General features: G+C 70.9%; 22 protein-coding genes. 14 read left to right on the forward strand and 8 right to left on the reverse strand.

Going from position 1 to position 24,161, the window contains the following annotated elements; translation table 11 throughout:
* Positions 1–55 precede the first annotated feature (55 nt).
* The 8 genes from FDO69_RS14295 to FDO69_RS14330 all read left to right on the forward strand — a co-directional run bounded on the left by FDO69_RS14295 (position 56) and on the right by FDO69_RS14330 (position 11,302).
* Positions 56–1,468 carry a resuscitation-promoting factor gene (locus FDO69_RS14295; protein WP_104780301.1) on the forward strand — a complete coding sequence of 471 codons (1,413 nt, stop codon included), beginning with the start codon at positions 56–58 and terminating at the stop codon, positions 1,466–1,468.
* Positions 1,469–1,499: 31 nt separating this feature from the next.
* Positions 1,500–2,390 carry a 16S rRNA (adenine(1518)-N(6)/adenine(1519)-N(6))-dimethyltransferase RsmA gene (gene rsmA, locus FDO69_RS14300; RefSeq protein WP_104780171.1) on the forward strand — a complete coding sequence of 297 codons (891 nt, stop codon included), beginning with the start codon at positions 1,500–1,502 and terminating at the stop codon, positions 2,388–2,390.
* Complete coding sequence (locus FDO69_RS14305) at positions 2,387–3,289, forward strand: 4-(cytidine 5'-diphospho)-2-C-methyl-D-erythritol kinase (RefSeq protein ID WP_104780172.1); 903 nt, start codon at positions 2,387–2,389, stop codon at positions 3,287–3,289. Before rsmA ends, FDO69_RS14305 begins: the two co-directional genes overlap by 4 nt.
* Positions 3,290–3,356: 67 nt before the next feature.
* Positions 3,357–4,571, forward strand: coding sequence for a HEAT repeat domain-containing protein (locus FDO69_RS14310; protein WP_104780173.1), 1,215 nt, complete (start codon positions 3,357–3,359; stop codon positions 4,569–4,571).
* A 71-nt stretch (positions 4,572–4,642) separates the two neighbouring features.
* The gene (locus FDO69_RS14315; RefSeq protein WP_104780174.1) at positions 4,643–6,454 is read left to right on the forward strand and encodes an ABC-F family ATP-binding cassette domain-containing protein; all 1,812 of its coding nucleotides are present in this window, start codon (positions 4,643–4,645) and stop codon (positions 6,452–6,454) included.
* Between the two features lie 192 nt (positions 6,455–6,646).
* Entirely contained in the window at positions 6,647–8,434 is a 1,788-nt protein-coding gene (locus tag FDO69_RS14320) for an outer membrane protein assembly factor BamB family protein (protein WP_104780175.1), read from the forward strand.
* A gap of 58 nt (positions 8,435–8,492) precedes the next feature.
* Positions 8,493–10,364 (forward strand): outer membrane protein assembly factor BamB family protein, encoded by a 1,872-nt coding sequence (locus FDO69_RS14325; protein ID WP_104780176.1) that lies wholly within the window; start codon positions 8,493–8,495, stop codon positions 10,362–10,364.
* A gap of 257 nt (positions 10,365–10,621) precedes the next feature.
* The gene (locus FDO69_RS14330; RefSeq protein WP_104780177.1) at positions 10,622–11,302 is read left to right on the forward strand and encodes a helix-turn-helix transcriptional regulator; all 681 of its coding nucleotides are present in this window, start codon (positions 10,622–10,624) and stop codon (positions 11,300–11,302) included.
* Positions 11,303–11,711: 409 nt separating this feature from the next.
* Here FDO69_RS14330 and FDO69_RS14335 read toward each other — a convergent pair whose 3' ends face one another.
* Together FDO69_RS14335 and FDO69_RS14340 are read right to left on the reverse strand one after the other, a co-directional pair.
* On the reverse strand, positions 11,712–12,029 hold the full coding sequence (locus FDO69_RS14335; RefSeq protein WP_104780178.1) for a hypothetical protein: 318 nt from the start codon (positions 12,027–12,029) through the stop codon (positions 11,712–11,714).
* A gap of 30 nt (positions 12,030–12,059) precedes the next feature.
* Positions 12,060–13,739: a sodium:solute symporter family protein gene (locus FDO69_RS14340; RefSeq protein ID WP_104780179.1), complete on the reverse strand. Its 1,680-nt coding sequence runs from the start codon at positions 13,737–13,739 to the stop codon at positions 12,060–12,062.
* Positions 13,740–13,903: 164 nt separating this feature from the next.
* Between FDO69_RS14340 and galT the strand changes: the two genes are divergently transcribed.
* Genes galT through galK form a run of 3 tightly spaced genes read left to right on the forward strand, consistent with a single transcriptional unit; the run spans position 13,904 to position 17,116 of the window.
* Positions 13,904–14,965 (forward strand): galactose-1-phosphate uridylyltransferase, encoded by a 1,062-nt coding sequence (galT, locus tag FDO69_RS14345; protein ID WP_104780302.1) that lies wholly within the window; start codon positions 13,904–13,906, stop codon positions 14,963–14,965.
* Complete coding sequence (galE, locus tag FDO69_RS14350; RefSeq protein ID WP_104780180.1) at positions 14,962–15,924, forward strand: UDP-glucose 4-epimerase GalE; 963 nt, start codon at positions 14,962–14,964, stop codon at positions 15,922–15,924. The genes galT and galE overlap by 4 nt, the downstream gene beginning before the upstream one ends.
* A 28-nt stretch (positions 15,925–15,952) precedes the next feature.
* The gene (galK, locus tag FDO69_RS14355; protein ID WP_104780181.1) at positions 15,953–17,116 is read left to right on the forward strand and encodes a galactokinase; all 1,164 of its coding nucleotides are present in this window, start codon (positions 15,953–15,955) and stop codon (positions 17,114–17,116) included.
* Between the two features lie 58 nt (positions 17,117–17,174).
* Here the strand turns inward: galK and FDO69_RS14360 are convergent, their stop codons facing one another.
* The 3 genes from FDO69_RS14360 to FDO69_RS14370 form a co-directional block, all read right to left on the reverse strand.
* Positions 17,175–18,197 (reverse strand): hypothetical protein, encoded by a 1,023-nt coding sequence (locus FDO69_RS14360; RefSeq protein ID WP_104780182.1) that lies wholly within the window; start codon positions 18,195–18,197, stop codon positions 17,175–17,177.
* Positions 18,185–18,844 carry a hypothetical protein gene (locus FDO69_RS14365; protein ID WP_234387934.1) on the reverse strand — a complete coding sequence of 220 codons (660 nt, stop codon included), beginning with the start codon at positions 18,842–18,844 and terminating at the stop codon, positions 18,185–18,187. The genes FDO69_RS14360 and FDO69_RS14365 overlap by 13 nt, the downstream gene beginning before the upstream one ends.
* A 109-nt stretch (positions 18,845–18,953) precedes the next feature.
* The gene (locus tag FDO69_RS14370) at positions 18,954–19,409 is read right to left on the reverse strand and encodes a GNAT family N-acetyltransferase (protein WP_170320878.1); all 456 of its coding nucleotides are present in this window, start codon (positions 19,407–19,409) and stop codon (positions 18,954–18,956) included.
* A 308-nt stretch (positions 19,410–19,717) separates the two neighbouring features.
* Between FDO69_RS14370 and FDO69_RS14375 the strand changes: the two genes are divergently transcribed.
* Entirely contained in the window at positions 19,718–20,485 is a 768-nt protein-coding gene (locus tag FDO69_RS14375) for a LuxR C-terminal-related transcriptional regulator (RefSeq protein ID WP_104780183.1), read from the forward strand.
* Here FDO69_RS14375 and tamR read toward each other — a convergent pair.
* Positions 20,444–20,941, reverse strand: coding sequence for a MarR family transcriptional regulator TamR (gene tamR, locus FDO69_RS14380; protein WP_104780304.1), 498 nt, complete (start codon positions 20,939–20,941; stop codon positions 20,444–20,446). The two genes, FDO69_RS14375 and tamR, sit on opposite strands and share 42 nt — an antisense overlap.
* Before the next feature lie 127 nt (positions 20,942–21,068).
* Here tamR and FDO69_RS14385 point away from each other — a divergent pair, with 127 nt between their 5' ends.
* Both FDO69_RS14385 and FDO69_RS14390 read left to right on the forward strand, forming a co-directional pair.
* A complete protein-coding gene (locus tag FDO69_RS14385; protein ID WP_104780184.1) occupies positions 21,069–21,887 on the forward strand; it encodes a trans-aconitate 2-methyltransferase in 819 nt (272 codons plus the stop codon).
* Positions 21,887–22,252, forward strand: a complete 366-nt coding sequence (locus FDO69_RS14390; protein ID WP_104780185.1) for a VOC family protein — start codon at positions 21,887–21,889, stop codon at positions 22,250–22,252. Before FDO69_RS14385 ends, FDO69_RS14390 begins: the two co-directional genes overlap by 1 nt.
* On the opposite strand, the gene FDO69_RS14395 is transcribed toward FDO69_RS14390, so the two are convergent.
* Both FDO69_RS14395 and FDO69_RS14400 read right to left on the reverse strand, forming a co-directional pair.
* A complete protein-coding gene (locus FDO69_RS14395) occupies positions 22,249–22,926 on the reverse strand; it encodes a TetR/AcrR family transcriptional regulator (RefSeq protein ID WP_104780186.1) in 678 nt (225 codons plus the stop codon). The genes FDO69_RS14390 and FDO69_RS14395 overlap by 4 nt on opposite strands.
* Complete coding sequence (locus tag FDO69_RS14400) at positions 22,923–23,936, reverse strand: acyl-CoA desaturase (RefSeq protein WP_104780187.1); 1,014 nt, start codon at positions 23,934–23,936, stop codon at positions 22,923–22,925. Before FDO69_RS14400 ends, FDO69_RS14395 begins: the two co-directional genes overlap by 4 nt.
* Positions 23,937–24,161: the final 225 nt, after the last annotated feature.

Raw genomic sequence — 24,161 nt, forward strand, 5'->3', positions numbered from 1 at the left:
GACATATAAGGCGTACGAGACGCATGCGGCCTACGAGTCACACGCGGCGTACGAGATGTACGGCCCCGCCTACGCCGGCCCGGTGTACGGCGGGTCCGACGTGTCGCCGGCCGATCTGCACAGCGCCGAGACCCTCACCTACGGGACACCGGCGCCACCCGGCGCCCACGCGGACACCTACCGGCCCGCCTACGAGGCGCCGACCCTCCCCGCGCTGCCCCGCCAGGGCGCTCCGGACGACGACGAGCCCGCGCCCGGGCCCGCCGGGCGCCCCGATCCGGCCCCGGGAGCACGCGTCGGATCGCGTGCCGCGGCGCGCACCGGCTCGCACCGCAGGGCCACGCGCCGGCGCAGGACGCGCTACGCCGAGCGTCCGGACAGCCCCATGCGGCGGCTGCTCCCGCAGGCCCTCGTCGTCGCCTTCCTGGCGGGCGGCACCACGGCGTTCGTCGCCAAGGACAAGGCGATCGAGCTGAACGTCGACGGCAAGGCCCGCACGCTGCACACCTTCGCCGACGACGTCACCGAGCTGCTGGCGGACGAGGGCGTCGAGGTCGGCGCCCACGACGTGGTGGCGCCCGGACCCGGCGCGCGGATCAGCAGCGGCGACGAGGTCGCCGTGCACTTCGCCCGTCCCGTGCGGCTCACCCTCGACGGACACCGGCGCGAGGTGTGGACGACCGCCCACACGGTGGAGGGGGCGCTGCGGCAGCTCGGTGTGCGGCAGGAGGGCGCGTACGTGTCCACGTCGCGCTCCCGGCGCATCGGGCGCGGGGGCCTCGCCCTGGACGTGCGGACCGAGCGCACGGTCACGATCATGGCGGACGGCCGCGCCCGCACGGTGCGCACCAACGCGGCGACCGTTCGGGAGGTCGTCGAGCAGGCCGGGATCACCCTGAACGGCCAGGACACCACCTCGGTACCGCAGGGCGGCTTCCCGCGCGACGGGCAGACCGTGACGGTGCTGCGGATCACCGGCGGCAGGGAGGTCCGCGAGGAGCCGATCCCCTTCCAGGTGCGGCGGACGGAGGACCCGACCCTGTTCCGGGGCACGGAGGTCGTGGAGCGGGCGGGCGAGCCGGGGCTGCGCCGGGTCACCTTCGCCCTGCGCACGGTCAACGGAGTCCCGCAGAAGCCGCGCCGGATCGGGTCCGAGGTGGTGCGCGAGCCGAGCCCGCAGCTGGTCAAGGTCGGAACCAAGCAGCGTCCGGCGTCCGTGCAGGGCGCCGACCACCTCGACTGGCAGGGCCTCGCCGCCTGCGAGTCCGGCGGCCGGCCCGACGCGGTCGACTCCTCGGGCACCTACGGCGGCCTCTACCAGTTCGACACCCGGACCTGGCAGGCCCTGGGCGGCACCGGTCGCCCCCAGGACGCCCCGGCGGCGGAACAGACGTACCGGGCGAAGAAGCTCTATGTGCGGCGAGGCGCCAGTCCGTGGCCGCACTGCGGTGGACGGCTGCACGGATAGGCGAGGACACAACCCCCCGTACCCTTGTCCCGTGACCAGCAGCCCCACCCCCGACGCCCTCCTGGGCCCCGCCGACATCCGCGAGCTCGCGGCAGCCCTCGGCGTGCGCCCGACCAAGCAACGCGGACAGAACTTCGTGATCGACGCGAACACCGTCCGCCGGATCGTCCGCACCGCACAGGTCCGCCCCGACGACGTGGTCGTCGAGGTCGGCCCGGGGCTCGGGTCGCTCACCCTCGCGCTGCTGGAGGCCGCCGACCGGGTCACGGCCGTGGAGATCGACGACGTGCTCGCCGGGGCGCTGCCCGCGACCGTCACGGCCCGCATGCCCGAACGCGCCGACCGGTTCACGCTGGTCCACTCGGACGCCATGCACGTCACCGAGCTGCCAGGGCCCGCCCCGACCGCGCTGGTCGCCAACCTCCCCTACAACGTGGCCGTCCCGGTCCTGCTGCACATGCTCGACACCTTCCCGACCATCGAACGCACCCTCGTCATGGTCCAGGCCGAGGTCGCCGACCGGCTCGCCGCCCCGCCCGGCTCCAAGGTCTACGGCGTCCCCTCGGTCAAGGCCAACTGGTACGCCGAGGTCAAACGCGCCGGTGCCATCGGGCGGAACGTGTTCTGGCCCGCGCCCAACGTCGACAGCGGCCTGGTCTCCCTGGTCCGCCGGACCGAGCCGCTGAAGACGACGGCCGCCAAACGCGAGGTGTTCGCCGTCGTCGACGCGGCGTTCGCCCAGCGCCGCAAGACGCTGCGGGCCGCGCTCTCCGGCTGGGCCGGATCCGCCGCCGCGGCCGAGGAGGCCCTGGTCGCCGCCGGGGTCTCGCCGCAGGCCCGGGGCGAGTCGCTCACCGTGGAAGAGTTCGCGCGTATCGCCGAGCACAAGGCGAACCGGTACCAGGAGAAGGAGACCGCGTGAGCGTCACGGTCCGCGTCCCGGCCAAGGTCAACGTCCAGCTGGCGGTCGGCGCCGCCCGCCCCGACGGCTTCCACGACCTGGCCAACGTCTTCCTCGCGGTCGGCCTCTACGACGAGATCACCGTCACCCCGGCCGACGAGCTCCGCGTCACCTGCGACGGCCCGGACGCCGACCAGGTCCCCCTGGACCGCACGAACCTGGCCGCGCGGGCCGCCGAGGCGCTCGCCGGGCGGTACGGCCGCAGCCCTGGCGTCCACATCCACATCGCCAAGGACATCCCCGTCGCGGGCGGCATGGCCGGGGGCAGCGCCGACGGCGCCGGCGCCCTGGTGGCCTGCGACGCGCTGTGGCAGACCGGCGCCTCCCGGGACGAACTCCTCGACATCTGCGCCGAGCTGGGCAGCGACGTGCCGTTCAGCCTGGTCGGCGGGGCGGCCCTCGGTATCGGCCGGGGCGAGCAGCTGACGCCCCTGGAGGTCGGCGGCACCTTCCACTGGGTGTTCGCGATGGCCGGACGGGGCCTGTCCACCCCGGCGGTCTTCAGAGAGTTCGACCGGCTCGGCGAGGGCACGGACATCCCCGAGCCCGTCGCCTCCCAGGAACTCCTCGCCGCCCTGGCCAAGGGCGACCCGGACGCGCTCGCCGCCGCCGTCTCCAACGACCTCCAGCCCGCCGCCCTCTCCCTCTTCCCGGAGCTCGCCGGCACCCTGGCCGCCGGCCGGGCGGCGGGTGCCCTGACCGCGCTCGTCTCCGGCTCCGGCCCGACCACGGCCTTCCTGGTCCGCGACCCGGAGTCGGCCGCCGCGGTGGCGCAGGCCCTGCTGGCGTCCGGCACGTGCCGGACGGTGCGTACGGCGTCGGGCCCGGCGCCCGGGGCGACGGTCGCAGCCGCCGGTTAATCGCGTGCCCCGGCCCCTGCCGGGCGCCTAGGCTCCCCCAGTCGATTCGACAGGGGGAGACACGAGCGTGCGAGAACTGGTCGCGGCCGTACGGCGCGGGGACGCGGAGGCGGTCACGTCGCTGCTGGAGTCAGGGGCCGACCCCGACACCCTCGCCGAGGGCCTGCCGGTCCTCTGCCTGGCCGTGGCCGCGTACGACACGGACGTCGCCGACGCGCTGCTGCAAGCCGGTGCCGACCCCCTGCGCCCGCTGCCCGACGGCAGCACCCCGCTGACGCGCGCGGTGGACGGCGGCTCGCACCTGCTGACCCATGCGCTCGCCACCGGCAGGAAACCGCTCACGGCACCGGCGCGCGCGGAGATGCTGGCCCGGGCCCGACGGTGGGCCGACGCGGGCGCGGAGACCGAGCTGCGCCGCATCACCGGCCTCACCGGCCCCATCGAGCGGATCCGCGTCGAGGACGGTGAGATCGGCTGGTGGTGCGAGCAGCTCACGCTCGGCCCCGCGACCGTGCGCGACGAGCACCGGGCCATCCTGACGTCCATGGAGGCCCTGTACGGCATCCGCACCCCCTTCGGCGAACTGGCCGCCCGTGCCCTCGCCCACCCCGACCGGAGCCACGTCGTGTGGTGCGACGTCGTGTTCACGCTCGGCCGGCGGATCGACGAGGAGACCTGGCAGCGCAGCCGGGACCTGCTCGACCACCCCGACCGGACGCACCGCCTGCTCGCCGCCGACCTCCTGCTGTCCCTGATCCTCGGAGACGTCGTCAAGGGCGGCCAGCCGTTCTGGGAACGGGGGCGGGAACTCGTGCCCTGGGCCGAACAGGAGGAGGACCCGCAGGTCCTGGCGGTTCTCCTGCACGCGATGACCCACGACAGCGCCCCGGAGATCGAGGCCGTCGGGCTGTCGTGCCTCACCCACCCGGACCCGAGGGTGCGCGCACTGGTGCCGGAGACCGTGCACCGCCCCGAGAGCCTCACCACCGTGCTCGCCCTGGCCCATGACGAGGACCCTGGCGTACGCGAGGCCGTGTGCCACTGGCTCGCCCACCACCGGGGGCCCGAGCCCGAGGTGGGGGACGCGCTGGTCTCGCTCACCCATGACGAACAGCAGGTGATCCGCATCGGCGCCGTATCCGGCCTGGCCGTGCGCGACGACCCGCGCTGCCTGGAGGCCGGGCACCGCATCGGCCCCGTGGCCGAGGAACTGCGCGACGACGAGCGGCTGCACGACGTGTGGCGCTACCGGCGCCGCCGGGAGGAAGCGGACGGCGGCTGACCGCCCCGGCCGGAGCACCCCTGCGCGCGACTACCCTGGAGGGTCGATCCATCCCCCTTGGCAGGAGAGTAATGGCCGTCAACCTGGTCAATGTCGAGAACGTCAGCAAGGTGTACGGCACCCGTGCCCTGCTCGACGGCGTCTCCCTCGGCGTCTCCGAAGGGGACCGCGTCGGTGTCGTGGGCCGCAACGGCGACGGCAAGACCACGCTCATCCGCATGCTCGCCAAGCAGGAGGACGCCGACACCGGGCGCGTCACCCACTCGGGCGGGCTGCGGCTCGGCGTGCTCACCCAGCACGACTCCCTCGACCCCGAGGCCACCGTCCGCCACGAGGTGATCGGCGACATGGCCGACCACGAGTGGGCCGGCGACGCCAAGGTCAGGGACGTCCTCACCGGCCTGTTCGGCGGGCTCGACCTGCCCGGGTTCCCCAAGGGCCTGGACACCGTCATCGGCCCGCTCTCCGGCGGTGAGCGGCGCCGGATCGCCCTGGCCAAGCTGCTCATCGAGGAGCAGGACCTGCTCGTCCTGGACGAGCCAACCAACCACCTCGACGTCGAGGGCATCGCCTGGCTGGCCCGCCATCTGCAAAAGCGCAGGTCGGCCCTCGTCTGCGTCACCCACGACCGGTGGTTCCTCGACCAGGTGTGCACCCGCATGTGGGACGTCCAGCGCGGTGCGGTCTACGAGTACGAGGGCGGCTACTCCGACTACGTCTTCGCCCGGGCCGAGCGCGAGCGCATCGCCGCCACGGAGGAGGTCAAGCGGCAGAACCTCGTCCGCAAGGAGCTGGCCTGGCTGCGCCGCGGGGCGCCCGCCCGTACGTCCAAGCCGCGCTTCCGCGTCGAGGCCGCCAACGAGCTCATCGCGGACGTACCGCCGCCCCGGGACAGCAGCGAGCTGATGAAGTTCGCCTCGACCCGGCTGGGCAAGACGGTGTTCGACCTGGAGGACATCACCGTCCAGGCCGGCCCCAAGGTCCTCCTCAAGCACGTCACCTGGCAGCTCGGTCCGGGCGACCGCATCGGCCTCGTCGGCGTCAACGGCGCCGGCAAGACGTCGCTGCTGCGGGCCATGGCCGAGGCGTCCCGGACCGACGGGGAGACGCAGCCCGTGGGCGGCCAGGTCAAGGTCGGCAAGACCGTCAAGCTGGCCTATCTCTCCCAGGAGGTCGCCGAACTCGACCCGAGCACACGCGTACTGGAGGCCGTGCAGCAGGTGCGCGAGCGCGTCGACCTCGGCAAGGGGCGCGAGATGACCGCCGGGCAGCTGTGCGAGACGTTCGGCTTCGGCAAGGAGAAGCAGTGGACGCCCGTCGGCGACCTGTCCGGTGGTGAGCGCCGCCGGCTCCAGCTGCTGCGCCTGCTCATGGACGAGCCCAACGTCCTCTTCCTCGACGAGCCCACCAACGACCTCGACATCGAGACGCTGACGCAGCTGGAGGACGTCCTCGACGGCTGGCCCGGCTCGATGATCGTCATCTCCCACGACCGGTTCTTCATCGAGCGCACCACCGACCGCGTCTTCGCGCTGCTCGGCGACGGCGCCCTGCGCATGCTGCCGCGCGGCATCGACGAGTACCTGGAGCGACGGCAGCGCATGGAGGAGGCCGCGGCCTCCTCGGCACCCGCCGCCGCGCAGCAGCAGTCCGCCGCCCCGGAGAAGAGCGCCGCCGGCCAGCGCGCCGCCAAGAAGGAACTGCAGAAGATCGAGCGGCAGCTCGACAAGGTCTCCGAGAAGGAGACCAAGCTCCACGCCCAGATCGCCGAAAACGCCACGGACTTCGCGAAGGTGGCCGAACTGGATGCCGAGCTGCGGGAGTTGGCCGGTCAGCGCGAGGAGCTGGAGATGCGCTGGCTGGAACTCGCCGAGGACGCGTGAAGGGTGCGTGAAGACGCATAACGGCGGCATCACGGGCCGGTTCTCCCTTGGGAACAGGGGGTGAGACGGCCCGCTCCACTGCCGGAACCTGGTGATACAAAGAGTCGTCTTAGAACTTTATGAAGCGACTCTGAGCCCATGTCGTATCTCAGGGTGTGGCTAAAAATCAGTGATCGAACGGGGGAGCCGCTGATGACTCAGCCGCCCAGTCAGCCACCGCACGGTGGCTTCGGAGCACCGCAGAACCAGCCGCCGCAGGGCGGTGGTTACGGGACACCGCAGACCCCGCCACCGCCCCAGGGCCCGCCCCAGACGCCGCCGCCCCCGCAGGGCCCGCCGCAGCCCGGATACGGCTACCCGCAGCAGCCCGGTCCGTACGGGCAGCCGGGACAGCCGGGCCCGTACAACCCCGGCCCCTACGGCCAGCCGCAGCAGCCGGGCCCCTACGGCCAGCCGCAGCAGCCCGGCCCGTACGGCCAGCCCGGCTACGGGTACCCGCAGCAGCCGCAGTACCCCGGCGCGCCCGGCACCCCGCCCGGGGGCGGCTCGAACAATCCCTTCAAGGGCAAGCCCGCCCTGATCATCGGCGCGGCCGTCGCCGCGCTGCTCGTGGTCGGCGGCACCGTGTGGGCCGTCACCGGCGACGACGACGGCAACGGCAAGAAGAAGCCCGTCGCCCAGAAGACCGACGACCCCAAGGCCGGCTCCTCCGCCCCGGTCAACCCCGGTGACGGCAGCGGCGACGGCGGCGAGGACCCGGAGGACCTCAACGCGGGCCGGCAGGCCGGCGAGGCCAAGGTCCTCTGGTACAAGCAGGCGCCCGACGCCCCCGGCTCCGGCGCCGACGCCGACGGCATGTGGATCACCGGCAAGACCGCCGTGAAGGCCGCCTACAAGCAGCTCTTCGCCTACAACGTCGGTGACGGCAAACCGTCCTGGGACGCCATCACCTTCCCACAGAAGATCTGCGCGACGACCCCGCAGAAGACGTCCGACGACAAGATCGTCGTCGCGTACATGAGCGGCGCGAGCGACCGCGCCAAGTGCAACCAGCTGCAGGAGATCGACCTGCTCACCGGCGAGAAGGGCTGGAAGGAACAGGTCGCCGACGGCGCCCTGTTCGACTCCACGCTCTCCGTCGAGCTGTCCATCACCGGCAAGACGCTGATGGTGGGCCGCTCCCAGTCCGGCACGGCGTACGACGTCACCAACGGCGACAAGCTCTTCGACAAGAAGAAGTACGGCAACGCCTGCTTCCCCGCCGCGTTCGCCGGGGGCGAGAAGCTGATCGCCGTCTCCTCCTGCGGCGCCGGCAGCGACAAGGAGCACGACGAGGTCCAGGAGCTCGACCCGAAGACCGGCAAGGCCAAGTGGACCCAGCCGTTCGACAAGGGCTGGCGGGTCGCGCGCACCTACTCGGTCAGCCCGCTGGTCGTCTACAGCACCAACGAGGACAAGAAGGCCTGGAACATCTCCACCTTCACCTCCGGCGGCAAGTTCCGCTCGCAGGTCGGCTTCGACGAGGACTTCGCCCCCGAGTGCGGCTGGGCGATCCTGGAGCGCGACCTCACGGGCTGCCAGGGCGTCGCCGCCGACGACTCCACGCTCTACCTGCCGACCAAGGCCACCACCGGCGCCAACGAGATCGTCGCGGTCGACCTCGCGAACGGCAAGGAGAAGTGGCGCGTGAAGTCACCCGGCGACGAGTCGATGCTGCCGGTGAAGACCGAGGGCGGCAAGCTCATCGCCTACGTGGAGCCGTCGTACGACGCGGGCGGGCAGATCGTGTCCATCCCGACCGGCGGCGGCAGCCACAAGCCGTCCAAGCTGCTGCAGAACCCCGAGGGTGCCGCGGACATCGAGAACAGCTTCTTCTCCAAGGAGATCGACTGGGTCGACGGGCGCTTCTACATCTCGACGACCCGGCTGAGCGGGAACGACGAGACGAAGGAGAAGTTGATGCTCGCCTACGGCAAGTGACTCCTCCTCCTTCCCAACTCCCCTCGTCGTCCGTCCCCTTCCCCGAGGTACCCACGCCATGACCCAGCCGCCGCCCCCGCCGCCCCAGCAGCCCCCGCAGGGGGGCGGCTTCGGGCCGCCCCAGGACCAGCCGCCGCAGACCCCGCCGCCCGCGGCCGGGCCGAACCTCGGCAAGGCCCCGGAGCCGGGGTACGGCTACCCCCAGGCGCCGCAGACCCCGCAGACGCCTCCGCCGGCCGCCCCGCAGACGCCGCCCCAGCCGCCGCAGGGTTACGGCTATCCGCAGGGCGCCCCGGCACCCCAGCCTCCGCAGCCCCCGCCCGGCTACGGCTACCCCGGCCAGCAGCCGGGACCGTACGGGCAGCCCCAGCAGGCGCCCTACGGGCAGCAGCAGGCGCCTTACGGGCAGCCCGGCTACGGGCAGCCCGGTTACGGCTATCCGCAGCAGTCCATGCCGCACCAGCCGCAGGCCGGACAGCCGGGCGGCGGCAAGAAGCTCACCACGCAGATGCTGATCATCGTCGCCGCGGTCGTGGCGATCGCGCTGATCATCGGCGGCGGCGTCTGGTACGCCTCGTCCGGCAAGGACGAGGGCAGGGAGAACGACACCGCCGGCCAGAGCGGCGGCACCGGCGGCACGGACGACGGCAACGGCGGCACCGCCTCCGGCAAGGAGAAGGCACCGTCCGACCCCAGCGCCAAGGTCCTCTTCCAGGTCCCGGCGCCCGAGGTGAAGAACGACAGCACGGTCGTCGTCTCCGGCTCGTGGCTCACCGACAAGGCGTACGTCAAGAGCGGCATCGCGCAGATCGTCGGCTACGACCGCGACAAGGGCGGCGAGCTGTGGAAGATCCCCCTGGACGGCCCGGTCTGCCAGGCCAGCCGCCACGTCACCGACGACAACCTGACGGCGGTTCTCTACCAGCCGGCGATGCCCACCAAGGCCGACCCCTCGCACGGGTGCAGCCAGATCGCCCTCATCGACCTCGACGCCGGCAAGCGGCTGTGGACCAAGACGGTCAAGTCCGGTGACCAGGTGATGAACTTCGACAACATCACCCTCAGCGGGAAGACCGTCGCCGTCGGCAGCACCAGCGGCGGCGCCGCCTTCGACGTCTCCGGCAAGCTCCTGTGGAGCCCGAAGCCGGCCGACTCCTGCTACGACGCCGGTTACGGCGGCGGCGAGAAGCTGGTCGCGGTGCGCAAGTGCGGCTCCTACGACCAGCGGCAGCTGCACATCCAGACCATCGACCCGAAGTCCGGGAAGGTGATCTCGGAGTACAAGATGACCGAGGGCATCGAGTACGCCAGCATCGTGTCGACCAACCCGCTGGTCGTGGCCGCCGACGTCGGCGACTCCGCGGGCGACGGCAGCGGCATCTCCGACTTCTTCTCCATCGACGCCAAGACCGGCAAGCTGCGCACGCGCATCTCCGCGCCGGGCGAGCAGTTCGCGGCCCGCTGCGAGGGCATCACCCGCGTCGAGGCCTGCAACCTGCTGGCCGTCGGCAACGACCGGCTGTACCTGCCGACCGAGGAGCACGACGGCACCGGCAAGTACAGCCAGACCAACGAGATCGTCGCCTTCGACCTCGCCACCGGCAAGCAGACGGGCCAGCGGGCCGACGCGGGCGACGGCTACACGATCTCGCCGCTGCGCATGGACGGCGGCAACCTGATCGCGTACAAGCGTCCCCCCTACGACAAGGGCGGACAGGTGGTGAGCATCGCCGGGGGCAGCTTCAAGCAGACGACGCTGCTGCAGAATCCCGCGACGGACTCGGTCCGGGACGTGGAGACCAGCATGTCGCCGGAGTACTCCGAGTTCCTGTACGCCGAGGGGCACCTTTACATGTCCAAGGTGTACGCGAGCAAGCGGTCGACGGTGCGGGAGAAGGAGTATCTCGCGGTCGGCTTCGGTACGGGCTGACCGCTTCGACCGGGCTCTGACCGGGTACTGACCGGTTCTTGATCGACTGGTGGCTGATGCGGCCCCGTCCCTGTTCAGGGGCGGGGCCGCAGCTGTTCGGCGCGGTCAACCCGGAAGGAGAGGAATATCGGCGATCCGGGGCGATTCTCGCCGGTAGGGGGAGCGCAACGTCGAACAAGCGTGTAGCTTCCGGGGGCATGAAGGCGGGGGAGCCGGGGGGCTCCCGTGGGGGGCTGGGGTGACTGGGGGGTTGCTCGATGGGAGTGCGGCTCATGGTGGTCGACGACCACCGATTGCTGGCCGAGGCGCTGGCTTCGGCGCTGAAGCTGCGGGGGCACCGGGTGCTGGCCGCGGCGGCGCCGGCCGCGGGTGCGGCGGAGCTGGTGATCACGCGGGCGCCTGAGGTGTGCCTGCTGGGGACGGCGGCGCCGGCCGAGCCGGGGATCTTCGACCCGGTGGTGCGGATCAAGCGGGAGCGGCCGCAGGTGGCGGTGCTGGTGCTGGGGCCGGTGCCGAGCCCCAGGGGCATCGCTGCGGCGTTCGCGGCGGGGGCGTCGGGGTACGTCCGGCACGACGAGCGCATAGAGGGTGTCGAGCGGGCGATCATGAAGGCGCGGGCGGGGGAGGCGGCGGTCGCGCCGCAACTGTTGCAGGGGGCGTTCGGTGAGTTGCTCAACCCGGCGGCCCAACCGGACGACGAGGGCCAGCGGTTGCTGTCCATGCTCACGCCGAGGGAGGTCGAGGTCCTGGTCCGCGTCGCGGACGGCGAGGACACCCGCCTGATCGCGGCGGGCATGGGCATCGCACCGTCGACGGCGCGTACGCATGTCCAGCGGGTGCTGATGAAACTGGGCGTGGGGTCGCGTTTGGAGGCGGCGGCGCTGGCGGCACGGACGGGCTTGCTGGACCGGGCGGGGCCGGTGCGGCGGGAGCCGTGAGCTGTCCGACCGGCGGTGGGGGTGCGGGGGGCTGCGCCTGCCACGGGGTTTGGGAGCGGGTGGCTGCGCCCGCCGCGGGGTTCGGAGTGCGGGTGGCTGCGCCTGCCGCCGGGTGGGGGGTGGGGCCGCGCCTAGGGTCGGGGCCGCGCCGGGGGGTGTCCGTCCTCGGAACGGCGCGATCGACTTGCGTACCGACTGACTGGCGTGGACGCGCCAACCGCTGCGGGCGGACACCTCCCGACCCGTCCCCTTGCGTCCGACGGCGGGTGCGGGTGCGTCGCGGCTCACCCAGCTGCGGGCAATCGTGCCGCTAGGGGCGGCACGGGTGGGCGGTAGCGGCACCTCGTCGCGCCGAGTCGCGCACCCACCCGGCCTCAGCACCAGCGCCGCGCACCGGACAACCCCCGGGCTACTCCGCCAGGTCGTCACCCTCCGGCTCAACCCCGGGCGGGGCCGGCGCCGCAGGCCTCAGCTTCAGCCACGCCAGGAAGAACAAGCCCAGCAGCAGCATCCCCAGCCCGGTCCACAGGTTGATGTTCACACCGGCGGCCTTGTCGATGTCCGCGTCGGACGCCGTGAACCCCGCGATCGTGACGATGACGCCGTAGATCACGAACAGCCCGCCGATGATCCGCCGGATGTCGAACAGCCGCGCGGCGGTCGCCGACTTGCCCTGCAGTTCGGTGACTTCCCGTTGCAGGTCCTTCTCGGAGTAGAACTCGGACATGTGCGATCACACTCCTCGGTCGGGGTTCGGTCAGAACGAGAACGGGATGTAGCAGGCCGCGGCCAGGACGACCGCGCCCCAGCCCAGCAGTGCCGGCTTGCGGTACCAGGCCTCGTCCCCGGGGGCGGGCGGCTCCGTCATGCCGGGCGAGCGGGTGCCGTAGACCAGCCCCTGCAGCTCCTGAGTGGGCTTGGGCGCGGTGAACAGCGACACCGCCACCATGACGACCGCGCCCGCGACGAAGCCCGCGATCGCCGAGACGAAGTTGGCCCCCTGGTCGGAGGGGATGTCGATGATGTCCTGCTTGTAGAGGACGAAGTAGTTGACCATCGCGGCGGTGGTGCCCGCGAGCAGTCCCCAGAATCCGGACTTCATGGACGCCCGCTTCCAGAACATGCCGATGATGAAGACGACGAACATCGGCACGTTGAAGAAGGAGAAGAGGGTCTGCAGGTAGGCCATGATGTTGGAGAAGGAGCGGGCGAGGAACGCCGTGCCGATGGAGGCCAGGACACCGACCGCGGTGATGAGCCGGCCGAAGCGCACGTAGTACTCGTCCTCGCGGCCCTTCACGACGTACTTCGCCCAGATGTCCGTGGTGAACACGGTGTTGAAGGACGACACGTTGGCCGCCATGCCCGCCATGAACGCCGCGAGCAGGCCGGTGACGGCGATGCCCAGCACGCCGTTGGGCAGCAGCTGGGACATCAGGTAGGGGATCGCGTCGTTGTACTGGAGGTCCGAGCCGGACGTGCCGATCTTCGGCACCAGCACCGCGGCGACCAGGCCGGGGATCATCACCAGGAAGACGATGAAGATCTTCGGGAACGCGGCGATCAGCGGGGTGCGCTGGGCCGCCGAGAGGTTCTTCGCGGACAGCGCGCGCTGCACCTCGGCGAAGTTCGTCGTCCAGTAGCCGAAGGAGAGGACGAAGCCGAGGCCCAGGACGATCGTCAGCCAGTTCGCGCCGAGCGGGTTGTCGCTGCCGATGCCCGTACCGCCCCAGGACGTCATGAAGTCGGCGCCGTGGCTCTTGGTGAGGGAGTCGGACAGGCCGTCCCAGCCGCCGACCTTCTTCAGGCCCAGCACCGTGATCGGGATGAGCGCGGCGAGGATGACGAAGAACTGCAGGACCTCGTTGTAGATCGCCGAGGACAGGCCGCCGAGCGTGATGTAGGCGAGCACGAAGAACCCGGCGACGACGATCGCCACCCACTCCGGCCAGCCCAGCAGCGCCTCGACGACGATGGCCAGCGCGTAGAGGTTGACGCCGGCGATGAGGATGGCGGCGAAGGCGAAGAGGACGGAACTGAGCAGGTGCGCCGCCCGGTCGAAGCGCATCAGCAGGAACTCCGGGACCGATCGGACCTTGGAGCCGTAGTAGAAGGGCATCATCACCAGGCCGAGGAAGACCATGGCCGGGATGGCGCCGATCCAGTACCAGTGCGTGGTGTAGACGCCGTACTGGGCGCTGTTGGCGGCCATGCCCAGGATTTCGGTGGCGCCCAGGTTGGCCGCGATGAACGCGAGACCGGTGACCCAGGCGGGCAGGGAGCGGCCGGAGAGGAAGAAGTCGAGACTGGTCTTCACCGAGCGCCGGGCGGCGAAGCCGATGCCGAGGACGACGAGGAAGTAGATGCCGAGGATGGTGTAGTCGAGCCAGTTCGTGGGGAGTCGCAGCTCGGCCGACAGATATGTGGGGGTTTGCATGAGCCCTCGCTTCGTTGCGCGAACCGATACCTCGCGGGATCTTCTTCTCCGCGTTCAGCAGTTGAACCCGTCTTCTGATGCACTTTGTTGGATTGTGATGTTGACGATTGGGGAGGAGGGTGTTTTTATATGTTGGGTTCTGTTTGAAGGACAAGGAGTCCGGCGTGAAGAAGACCTCGACCCGGCTGGCCGACGGTCGCGAGCTCATCTACTACGACCTGCGTGACGACAGCGTGCGGGACGCGACCGACCGCCGGCCGCTGGACCGCACCGTCACCACGTCCGAGATCCGCCGCGACCCCCTCCTCGGCGACTCCGTCGCCATCGCCTCGCACCGCCAGGGCCGCACCTACCATCCGCCGGCCGACGAGTGCCCGCTGTGCCCGTCGGCGGGCGATCGCCTGAGCGAGATCCCGGACTCCTCGTACGACGTCGTCGTCTTCGAGAACCGGTTCCCCTCGCTGGCCGGCGACTCGGGCCGCTGCGAGGTCGTCTGCTTCACCTCCGACCACAACGCCGCCTTCGCCGAGCTCACCGAGGAGCAGGCGGGCCTGGTGCTGGAGGCCTGGACGGACCGCACGTCGGAGCTGTCCCACCTCCCCGCCGTCGAGCAGGTGTTCTGCTTCGAGAACCGGGGCGCCGAGATCGGCGTGACCCTCGGCCACCCGCACGGTCAGATCTACGCCTACCCCTTCACCACCCCCCGCACCGCGCTGATGCTCCGCTCGGCCGCCACCCACAAGGAGATGACCGGCGGGGAGAACCTCTTCGACGCCGTCCTGGAGCGTGAACTCGCCGGCGAGCGGGTCGTCCTGGAGGGTGAACACTGGGTGGCCTTCGTGCCGTACGCGGCGCACTGGCCGTACGAGGTCCACCTGTACCCCAAGCGCCGCGTGCCCGACCTGCTCGGCCTGGACGAGGGCGCGCGCACAGAATTCCCCCAGGTCTACCTGGAACTCTTGAGGCGCTTCGACCGGATCTTCGGTGAGAGTGAGCCCCCGACGCCGTACATCGCGGCCTGGCACCAGGCCCCGTTCGGCGCGCTGGAGGAGTTCGACGGGGTCGTGCGCGAGGACTTCGCGCTCCACCTCGAGCTTTTCACCATCCGCCGCACTTCCGGCAAGCTGAAGTTCCTCGCGGGTTCCGAGTCCGGCATGAACGTGTTCATCAACGACGTGCCGCCGGAGCGCGCGGCCGAGCGACTGCGAGAGGTAGCGAGTTCATGAGCGGGAAGTACCTGGTGACAGGCGGTGCGGGATACGTCGGCAGCGTGGTCGCACAGCACCTGCTGGAGGCCGGTCACGAGGTCGTCGTCCTCGACAACCTCTCCACGGGCTTTCGCGAGGGCGTCCCGGCGGACGCGTCGTTCGTCGAGGGCGACATCCGCGATGCCGCCAAATGGCTGGACTCCTCCTTCGACGGTGTGTTGCACTTCGCCGCGTTCTCGCAGGTCGGCGAGTCGGTCGTGAAGCCGGAGAAGTACTGGGACAACAACGTCGGCGGCACCATGGCGCTGCTGGCCGCGATGCGCGAGGCGGGCGTGTCCAAGCTGGTCTTCTCCTCGACGGCGGCGACGTACGGCGAGCCGGAGCAGGTCCCGATCGTCGAGTCGGCGCCCACGTCCCCCACGAACCCGTACGGCGCCTCGAAGCTCGCGGTCGACCACATGATCACGGGTGAGGCGGCGGCGCACGGCCTGGGCGCGGTCTCCCTGCGCTACTTCAACGTGGCGGGCGCCTACGGCGAGTACGGCGAGCGCCACGACCCCGAGTCGCACCTGATCCCGCTGGTCCTCCAGGTGGCGCAGGGCAGGCGCGAGGCGATCTCGGTGTTCGGCGACGACTACGCGACGCCGGACGGCACCTGCGTCCGCGACTACATCCACGTCGCGGACCTGGCCGAGGCCCACCTGCTGGCCCTGAAGGCCGCAGCCCCCGGCGAGCACCTGATCTGCAACCTCGGCAACGGCAACGGCTTCTCGGTCCGCGAGGTCATCGAGACCGTCCGCCGGGTCACGGGCCACCCGATCCCCGAGGTCGTGGCCCCCCGCCGGGGCGGCGACCCGGCGGTCCTGGTGGCCTCGGCCGCCACCGCCCGCGAGAAACTGGGCTGGAACCCGTCCCGCGCGGACCTCGCGGGAATCGTCGCGGACGCGTGGGACTTCGCGCAGCGGCGCGGCAACTAGTACGTACGGAAAGAGTCAGGGGTCAGGCATGAGCGAGGCTGTGGCGCAGACGGTCGCCTCACGGTTCAGCGAGCTGTACGGAGCCGAGCCGCACGGCGTGTGGGCGGCGCCGGGACGCGTCAACCTCATCGGCGAGCACACGGACTACAACGACGGCTTCGTCATGCCGTTCGCCCTGCCGCACACGGCGGTGGCGGCGGTGGCGCGCCGCGACGACGGCATCCTCCGCCTCCACTCGGCGGACGTCGAGTCAGGCGTGACCGAACTCCGCCTGGACGCCCTGTCCCCCGAGTCGGACAAGACCTGGACCGCGTACCCGGCGGGCGTGGTCTGGGCCCTGCGCGAGGCCGGCCACGCGATCACGGGCGCGGACATCCACCTGTCCTCCACGGTCCCGTCGGGCGCGGGCCTGTCGTCGTCGGCGGCGCTGGAAGTCGTCGTCGCCCTGGCCCTGAACGACCTGTTCTCCCTCGGCCTGCGCGGCTGGCAACTGGCCCGCCTGTGCCAGCGCGCGGAGAACGTCTACGTCGGCGCCCCCGTCGGCATCATGGACCAGACGGCGTCGGCCTGCTGCGAGACCGGCCACGCCCTGTTCCTCGACACGCGTGACCTCTCCCAGAAGCAGATCCCCTTCGACCTGGCGGCCGAGGGCATGCGCCTGCTGGTCGTGGACACGCAGGTCAAGCACTCCCACAGCGAGGGCGAGTACGGCAAGCGCCGCGCCGGCTGCGAGAAGGGCGCGGCCCTGCTGGGCGTCGACGCGCTCCGGGACATCCCCTACGCCGACCTGGACGCGGCCCTGGCCCGCCTGGGCGACGAGGAGGAGGTTCGCCGGCTGGTCCGCCACATCGTCACGGAGAACGCACGCGTCGAACGGGTCGTCTCCCTCCTCGAATCCGGCGAGACCCGCGCGATCGGCCCGGTCCTGATCGAGGGCCACGCCTCCCTCCGCGACGACTTCCGCATCTCCTGCCCGGAGTTGGACCTGGTCGTCGACACGGCCCTGGCCTCCGGCGCCCTCGGCGCCCGCATGACCGGCGGCGGCTTCGGCGGCTCGGCGATCGTCCTCGCGGAGGAGCAGGACGTGGACGCCATCACCAAGACGGTGACAGAGGCCTTCGCGTCGGCGGGCTTCACGACGCCCCGCGTCTTCGAAGCGGTCCCGTCCCCGGGCGCCCGCCGCCTCCACTGACCGACCGGACGAAAGCGGCACCCTCATCCGCACGGGGGCGCCGCTTTCGTCGTTTCTGTCAGCGGTTGACGGACTGGATCTCCTGGACCGGCACCTCGGTGGTGGTGGCGAACGTGCCGTTGGGCAGATCGCCGCCCGTGCCGCCCGCGCCCTCCCAGGTGATCTCCCAGGTGAGGGTCGCCTCCAGGCCGTACGTGTCGTCTCCCGACGAGCGCAGGTACCGCACCCCGCACGGAGGCGTCAGCTCCGCCTTGCCCCGGGCGTACGGTTCGCCGATGGAGCCGTCGTCGTTGATCAGGCATTCACCGGACGCCGGGAGGGTTTCCGCGTCCGCGGTTCCGGGGTCGAGGTGCAGGCTCACCGGCTTGGCCGTGGTGGTCGCCCACAGTCCCGTGCCGGGCAGACTCGCCGTGACGGACACGGGCTTGAAGGCGCCCCTGTCCAGCCAGACCCAGGTGGGCGCGTTCACCGTCGACCTGGCGTCCGGTGCGAGGGAGATCTTCGTCGGCGGCACGACGGTCCGCTGGTGCGCGAGCCCGGCGAGGGTCTCGGTGTCGATGGCTTGAGGGACGCCGGGATTCTTGCCGTTGTCGACCCAGAAGGGGTCGCGCGTGCAGGCCTTGGCCGCCGGGTCGTCCTTCATCTCCGGGTTCTTCACCGCCACCCACCACATGCCCTCGTCGTTCTTGGCGACGTTGAAGTCCTTGTACGGGTGGCCCTTCTTATAGCGCGCTTGGACGTCCGCGATGCCCTCCGGCTCGCCACCGGCGGACTCGTACATCGACCACTTGGCCTCGTTGAAGGTCTTGAAGTCCTTGGCCTTCCAGTACGGCTCGTACCAACAGGCCGGCGGCTCCCAGTCCGCGGCAGTGGAGGTGACCGGACCGCTGCCCTTCGCCTTGGTGCCCTTGACCGTGATGCTGACGCGAGACTCCAGGGCCGGGCCGGAGGAGTCGCCGGATGTCTTGCTCTGCTGGGAGCCGACAGGATCGAACCCTCCAGCCGTAGCCGGAAACGCCCCGAGTCCGGTCAACGCGATGGTCAGCGCCGTCAGTCCCAGGCAACGCGTCAGGGCTGGCACTTCTGCGACCCCCGGTCCTCGGTGAGATCCCAGGTCTGCCAGACGCCATCCTTGTTCTTCTTCAAGCCGAGGTTGTAGAAGACGTAACTGTTGGGCGTGGTTTTGGTGCCCTGCAGCTTGTTCGTCTCGCGATCCTTGAGGTCGGCCTTGCTCTCGTCGACGCAGTACGTCAAGGCCGCCGACTTCTTGTCGAACACCGTCACCTTGCGGTCGAAGTACCGAAGCGTGCCTGCCCAGCTGGTCTTCTTGTCGATGGCGCCCTTCGCATACTGGTAGACGCCGACCAGTGCGTTGTCCGTGTAGTAGAAGCCCATGCCCGACTTCTTCAGATCGCCGTACGCCATGGCCTGCCAGACCGTGCTGACGGTTCGTTCGTTGTCCGCCAGGATCGCGTCCTTGACCGCGTCACCCGTCTGCCGTCCCTCGAAGACCAGCTTCATGTCCCCGGGCAGCTTGATCTCCGGCCGGTCGATGCCGTCCTCCGTCGCGGAAGCGGAGGGGGAAGCCGAGGCCTTGTCGCCCGAATCCGCACCGGCGATCTTGTCGGAAGACGACGAACCGTCACCTCCCCCCGAGCCACAGGCGGTCAGCAGCAGGGCCGCGGATGCGGTGAGCGCGGCTGTCACGAGCCGAGCGGGGCGGTTCACTGTGTCTCCCGTTGATCATGTGGGGGGATAACTCAAGCGAACCAACGCTATCGGTGAGGGAGAGCGGGGCGTGATCGAGGGTTTCGCTGCCGCAACTCGGCCCAGTCCCTCAGCCCAGCCTCTTCGTCAGCATGTACTCCGTGACCCCCGGCGGATAATCCGGCACCGCGCACACCACCTCGTACCCCTGCTTCACATAGAACTGCGGTGCCTGGAAGTCCCACGTCTCCAGGCGGGCCGCGCTGCAGCCGCGGGACGTCGTCGCGATGTGCTCCGCCTGTGCGAGGAGCCGTGCGCCCAGGCCCCTGCCGCGGTGGCGTTCGTCGACCCACAGGTATGTCACATGCAGCCAGGTCGCCCAGGTGTAGCCGACCAGTCCGCCGGCGAGATCGTCGGTGTCGTTCACAGCCCACACGTGCAACGGGACGTCCCGCTCGCCGGGTGTCCCGCGCAGGGCGCGCAGGATCGGAGAGGCGGCGGTGTTCGTGTCCCGCAGGCGTGTGCGGAGCAGATCACGTCGGGCCTTGTCGACTTCTGTCTCAAGACGGAACATGCGGCACACCATAAACGCGTCGGACGGTCAGTTCTGCAAATAACCTTCCGCTCCGGGCCCCCGTCCGTACCCTGATGAACAGCACCGGTGGGGGCCGGTGCCGATCAGGGGGCGAGACAGCCGGGTACGACGCCCGGGGTGGGGGTGGCGGTACTGCACGGCGGCGGCCGTGCGGCTGCGGCGACCCGGACAGGCTGCTGCGGCACCGACGGACGGTCGGACGCGGCGGACCCGGACACCCCGGCGTCGTACCCGCGCGGTGTCATTCTCCGCGGTTGGGGTATCCCCTGCTCTTCGGGAGCACTGGGGAAGGGGGTTACGTGGTTCGCATCCGAGTCCTGGTCGTCGACGACCATCGCATCTTCGCCGAGTCACTCGCGGCGGCCCTGGCCGCCGAGCCCGATGTCGACGTCTCCGCGGCCGGCAGCGGTCCGGCCGCGCTGCGCAGCCTGGAGCGGGCGGTCGCCGAGGGGCGGCGGTTCGACGTGCTGCTCGTGGACGCCGACCTGGGCGGCAAGGTACCGGGCGCCCGCCCGGCCGTACCCGTGCAGGAGGGCAACGAGGACGGGCTCGTCGACGGAATCTCCCTCGTCACGGGAGTGCGCTCCGCGCAGCCGAACGTACGGATCGTCGTGCTCGCCGAGAAGGACGATCCGCGCCGGGCGGCGCTCGCCCTGCAGGCCGGGGCGTCCGGCTGGGTCGCCAAGGACTGTTCCCTGTCCCGGCTGCTCAACGTCATCCGCGGGGTGCTGCGCGACGAGACGCATCTGCCGCCCGCCCTGCTGACCGGCGTCCTGCGGGAGCTCACCGCCGCCCGCAAGCACCGCACCGAGAGCGAGCGCCTCGTCGAGTCGCTCACACCGCGTGAGCGGGAAGTGCTGCGGTGCATGGTCGCGGGGCTGGGGCGCAAGGCCGTCGCCGAGCGCCTGTTCCTGTCGCCGCACACCGTGCGGACCCACATGCAGAACGTCCTCGGCAAGCTCGGCGTGCATTCCACCCTCGCCGCCGTCGCCCTGGCGCGGCGGGCCGGGGTCGGGCCCGTGGACCTAGCCGGGGATGTTGTCGAACGGGGCGGTCAGCTGGCGTAGCAGCGCCGCCAGCTCGCCGCGCTGGGCTCGGGAGAGCTCCGCGAGGATCGCGCGCTCCTGGTCCAGCAGACCCGCCAGGGCCTGGTCCGCGCGGTCCCGGCCCTCGTCCGTCAGCCGGACCAGGACGCCGCGGCGGTCACTGGGGTCGGGGAGCCGCTCCACCAGGCCCTTCTTCGCCAGGCGGTCGATGCGGTTCGTCATCGTGCCCGAGGTGACCAGGGTCTGGGTGAGGAGCTGTCCCGGCGAGAGCTGGTACGGGGTGCCCGCCCGGCGCAGGGCCGTCAGGACGTCGAACTCCCACGGCTCCAGGTTGTGCTCCGAGAACGCCAGCCGCCGCGCCCGGTCCAGATGCCGGGCCAGCCTGCTCACGCGGCTGAGCACCTCGAGCGGTTCCACGTCGAGGTCCGGGCGCTCCCGGCGCCACGCTGCGACCAGCCGATCGACCTCGTCCTCCATGACGATCAGTGTAGTGGTTGTGTCGACGTAGAGTCTCTTGACGTCTAGTTTCTTGACATCGAGATACATCGGGGATCACGCTGGGTGTGCGTCCCGCACCGCCACCACCAGGACACCAGGAGGACCCATGCCCGCAGCCGCCCCCACCTGGGACCCGGCCCAGTACCTCCGTCACGCCGATCACCGCGCCCGCCCCTTCACCGACCTCCTCGCCCGCGTCCCCGACCTGCCCAGGGAGCCGGCCCGCATCGCCGACCTCGGCTGCGGCCCCGGCAACGTCACCACGCTGCTCGCCGCCCGCTGGCCCACCGCCCGGATCACCGGCTACGACAACTCCCCCGAGATGCTCGACAAGGCCCACGTCGAGCACGAAGGGCCCACGCCCGGGGGCGGCCGTCTCGACTTCGGGCCCGCCGACGTACGGACGTGGACGCCCGGCGAACCCCACGACCTGATCATCAGCAACGCCACGCTCCAGTGGGTGCCGGGGCACGTCGAACGGTTCGCCGACTGGGTGGCCGGGCTCGAACCCGGCGGCACCCTCGCCTTCCAGGTGCCGGGCAACTTCGAAGCCCCCAGCCACCGGCTCATGCGGGAACTCGCCGGTTCACCGCGCTGGCGCGCCCGGCTCGCCGACACCCTGCGCCACGCCGACGCCGTCCACACCCCCGAGGCCTACCTCGAGCGACTGACCTCCCTCGGCTGCGCGGCCGACGTGTGGGAGACGACCTACATCCACCTGCTCCAGGGCGAGGACCCGGTGCTGGACTGGGTGAAGGGGACCGGGCTGCGGCCCGTGCTGACCGCGCTCGCCGACCAGCCCGAGGCGCGGGAGGCCTTCGTCGCCGAATACCGGGCGGCCCTGCGCGAGGCCTACCCGGCCGGTCCCCACGGCACGCCGTTCCCCTTCCGCCGGGTGTTCGCCGTCGCACGGAAGGAGAGCTGATGATCACCGCCCTCGATCACGTCCAGCTCGCCGCCCCGCCCGGAAGCGAGGAGCGGCTGCGGGCGTACTACGTCGACGTCCTCGGCATGACCGAGGTGCCGAAGCCGCCGGCGCTCGCCCGGCGGGGCGGGTGCTGGTTCCGGGCCGGGGCGGTGCAGCTGCACCTGGGGATCGAGGAGGACTTCCGGGCGGCGGCGAAGGCCCACCCCGGGCTGCGGGTGACGGACATCGAGGCCTACGCCGCCCGGCTGGAGGCGAGCGGCGTGGCCGTCCGGTGGGACTCCGCCCTGCCCGGTCACCAGCGGTTCTACGCACAGGACCCGGTCGGCAACCGGCTGGAGTTCCTGGAAGCGAGCCGGCCCTAGGCCTTCCGGCGCCCTATCAGGTGCGGCTTGGCCTCTATCCCGTCCAGGCCGTGCCACGCGAGGTTCACCAGGTGCGCGGCCACCTCGGCCTTCTTCGGCCGGCGCACGTCCAGCCACCACTGGCCGGTCAGGGCGACCATGCCGACCAGGGCCTGGGCGTACAGCGGGGCCAGCTTCGGGTCGAAGCCGCGGCTCTTGAACTCGCGGCCCAGGATGTCCTCCACCTGGGTGGCGATGTCCGAGATCAGCGAAGCGAAGGTACCCGTCGACTGGGGGATGGGGGAGTCACGGACCAGGATGCGGAACCCGTCCGTGTGCTCCTCGATGTAGTCCAGCAGGGCGAACGCCGCCTGTTCGCACAGTTCGCGAGGGTGACCGGCCGTGAGCGAACTGGTCACCATGTCCAGCAGGCACTGCATCTCACGGTCCACCACGACCGCGTACAGCCCCTCCTTGCCGCCGAAGTGCTCGTACACCACCGGCTTGGACACCCCGGCCTTCGCCGCGATCTCCTCCACCGACGTGCCCTCGAAGCCCTTCGCCGCAAAGAGCGTGCGACCGATCTCCAGCAGTTGCTGACGGCGCTCGGCACCGGTCATCCGGGTGCGACGCGCTCGCCGCGGCTTGTCGTTGCCTGGGGTGCTGCTCGAGTCGGTCGCCACAGCGACCATCATGCCGCCTCGACGGGCTCCTTCCCGCGCGGGGAGCCGCCTTCCCCGGTGTTACGGCGCGAATCGATACGGGAGCGTGACGGCCACCGCACGTCGTACGCCCAGCCCGCCATCTCGAACCAGCGGATCAGGCGGGCGCTCGAATCGAGCTGGCCGCGCATCACGCCGTGCCGGGCGGACGTCGGGTCGGCATGGTGCAGGTTGTGCCAGGACTCACCGCAGGACAGGACCGCCAGCCACCACACGTTGCCCGAGCGGTCACGCGACTTGAACGGGCGCTTGCCGACCGCGTGGCAGATCGAGTTGATCGACCAGGTCACGTGGTGCAGCAGGGCCACCCGGACCAGCGAACCCCAGAAGAACGCCGTGAACGCGCCCCACCAGGACATCGTCACCAGACCGCCGATCACCGGCGGCAGCGCCAGCGACAGCACCGTCCACCAGACGAACTGGCGGGAGATGGCGCGCAGCGTCTTGTCCTTGATCAGGTCCGGCGCGTACTTCTCCTGCGACGTCTGCTCCTCGTCGAACATCCACCCGATGTGCGCCCACCACAGGCCCTTCATCAGGGCCGGGAGCGTCTCACCGAACCGCCACGGCGAATGCGGGTCGCCCTCCGCGTCGGAGAACTTGTGATGCTTGCGATGGTCGGCCACCCAGCGCACCAGCGGACCCTCGACCGCCATGGAACCCGCGATCGCCAACGCGATCTTCAACGGCCGCTTCGCCTTGAAGGAACCATGGGTGAAGTGACGGTGGAAGCCGATCGTGATGCCGTGGCACCCGAGGTAGTAGAAGAAGACCAGCAGACCGAGGTCCAGCCAGCTCACCCCCCACCCCCACGCCAGCGGCACCGCCGCCAGCAGCGCGAGGAACGGGACGGTGATGAACACGAGGAGGGCGATCTGCTCGATGGACCGCTTCTGCTCGCCACCCAGCGTGGCCAAGGCGGCGTCGGAATCTTGACCGGGCGCCTTCGCAGCGCCGTCGATCACGTCGGAACTACTGGTCATACGCGTCCCCTGGGGGGTAAGTGGACGGAGTAGGAGTAGCCGGGGCACGTGAACCGTGACGTGCTCCCTACGGTTCCGTAACCTACGGCATCGTAAGTATGACAGTGCGTCGCCCGGCGGCAAGAGCCCGCGACCCTGCGCGTCCCGGCCGACACCTATCCTGGAGTCGGTCGGACAGCGCGGTCCGCTCTGATTTCCTCCCGGATGTCCGATCCGTAAGCGGCG

It is taken from the genome of Streptomyces tibetensis (assembly GCF_007655005.1).
Lineage (GTDB): Bacteria > Actinomycetota > Actinomycetes > Streptomycetales > Streptomycetaceae > Streptomyces > Streptomyces tibetensis.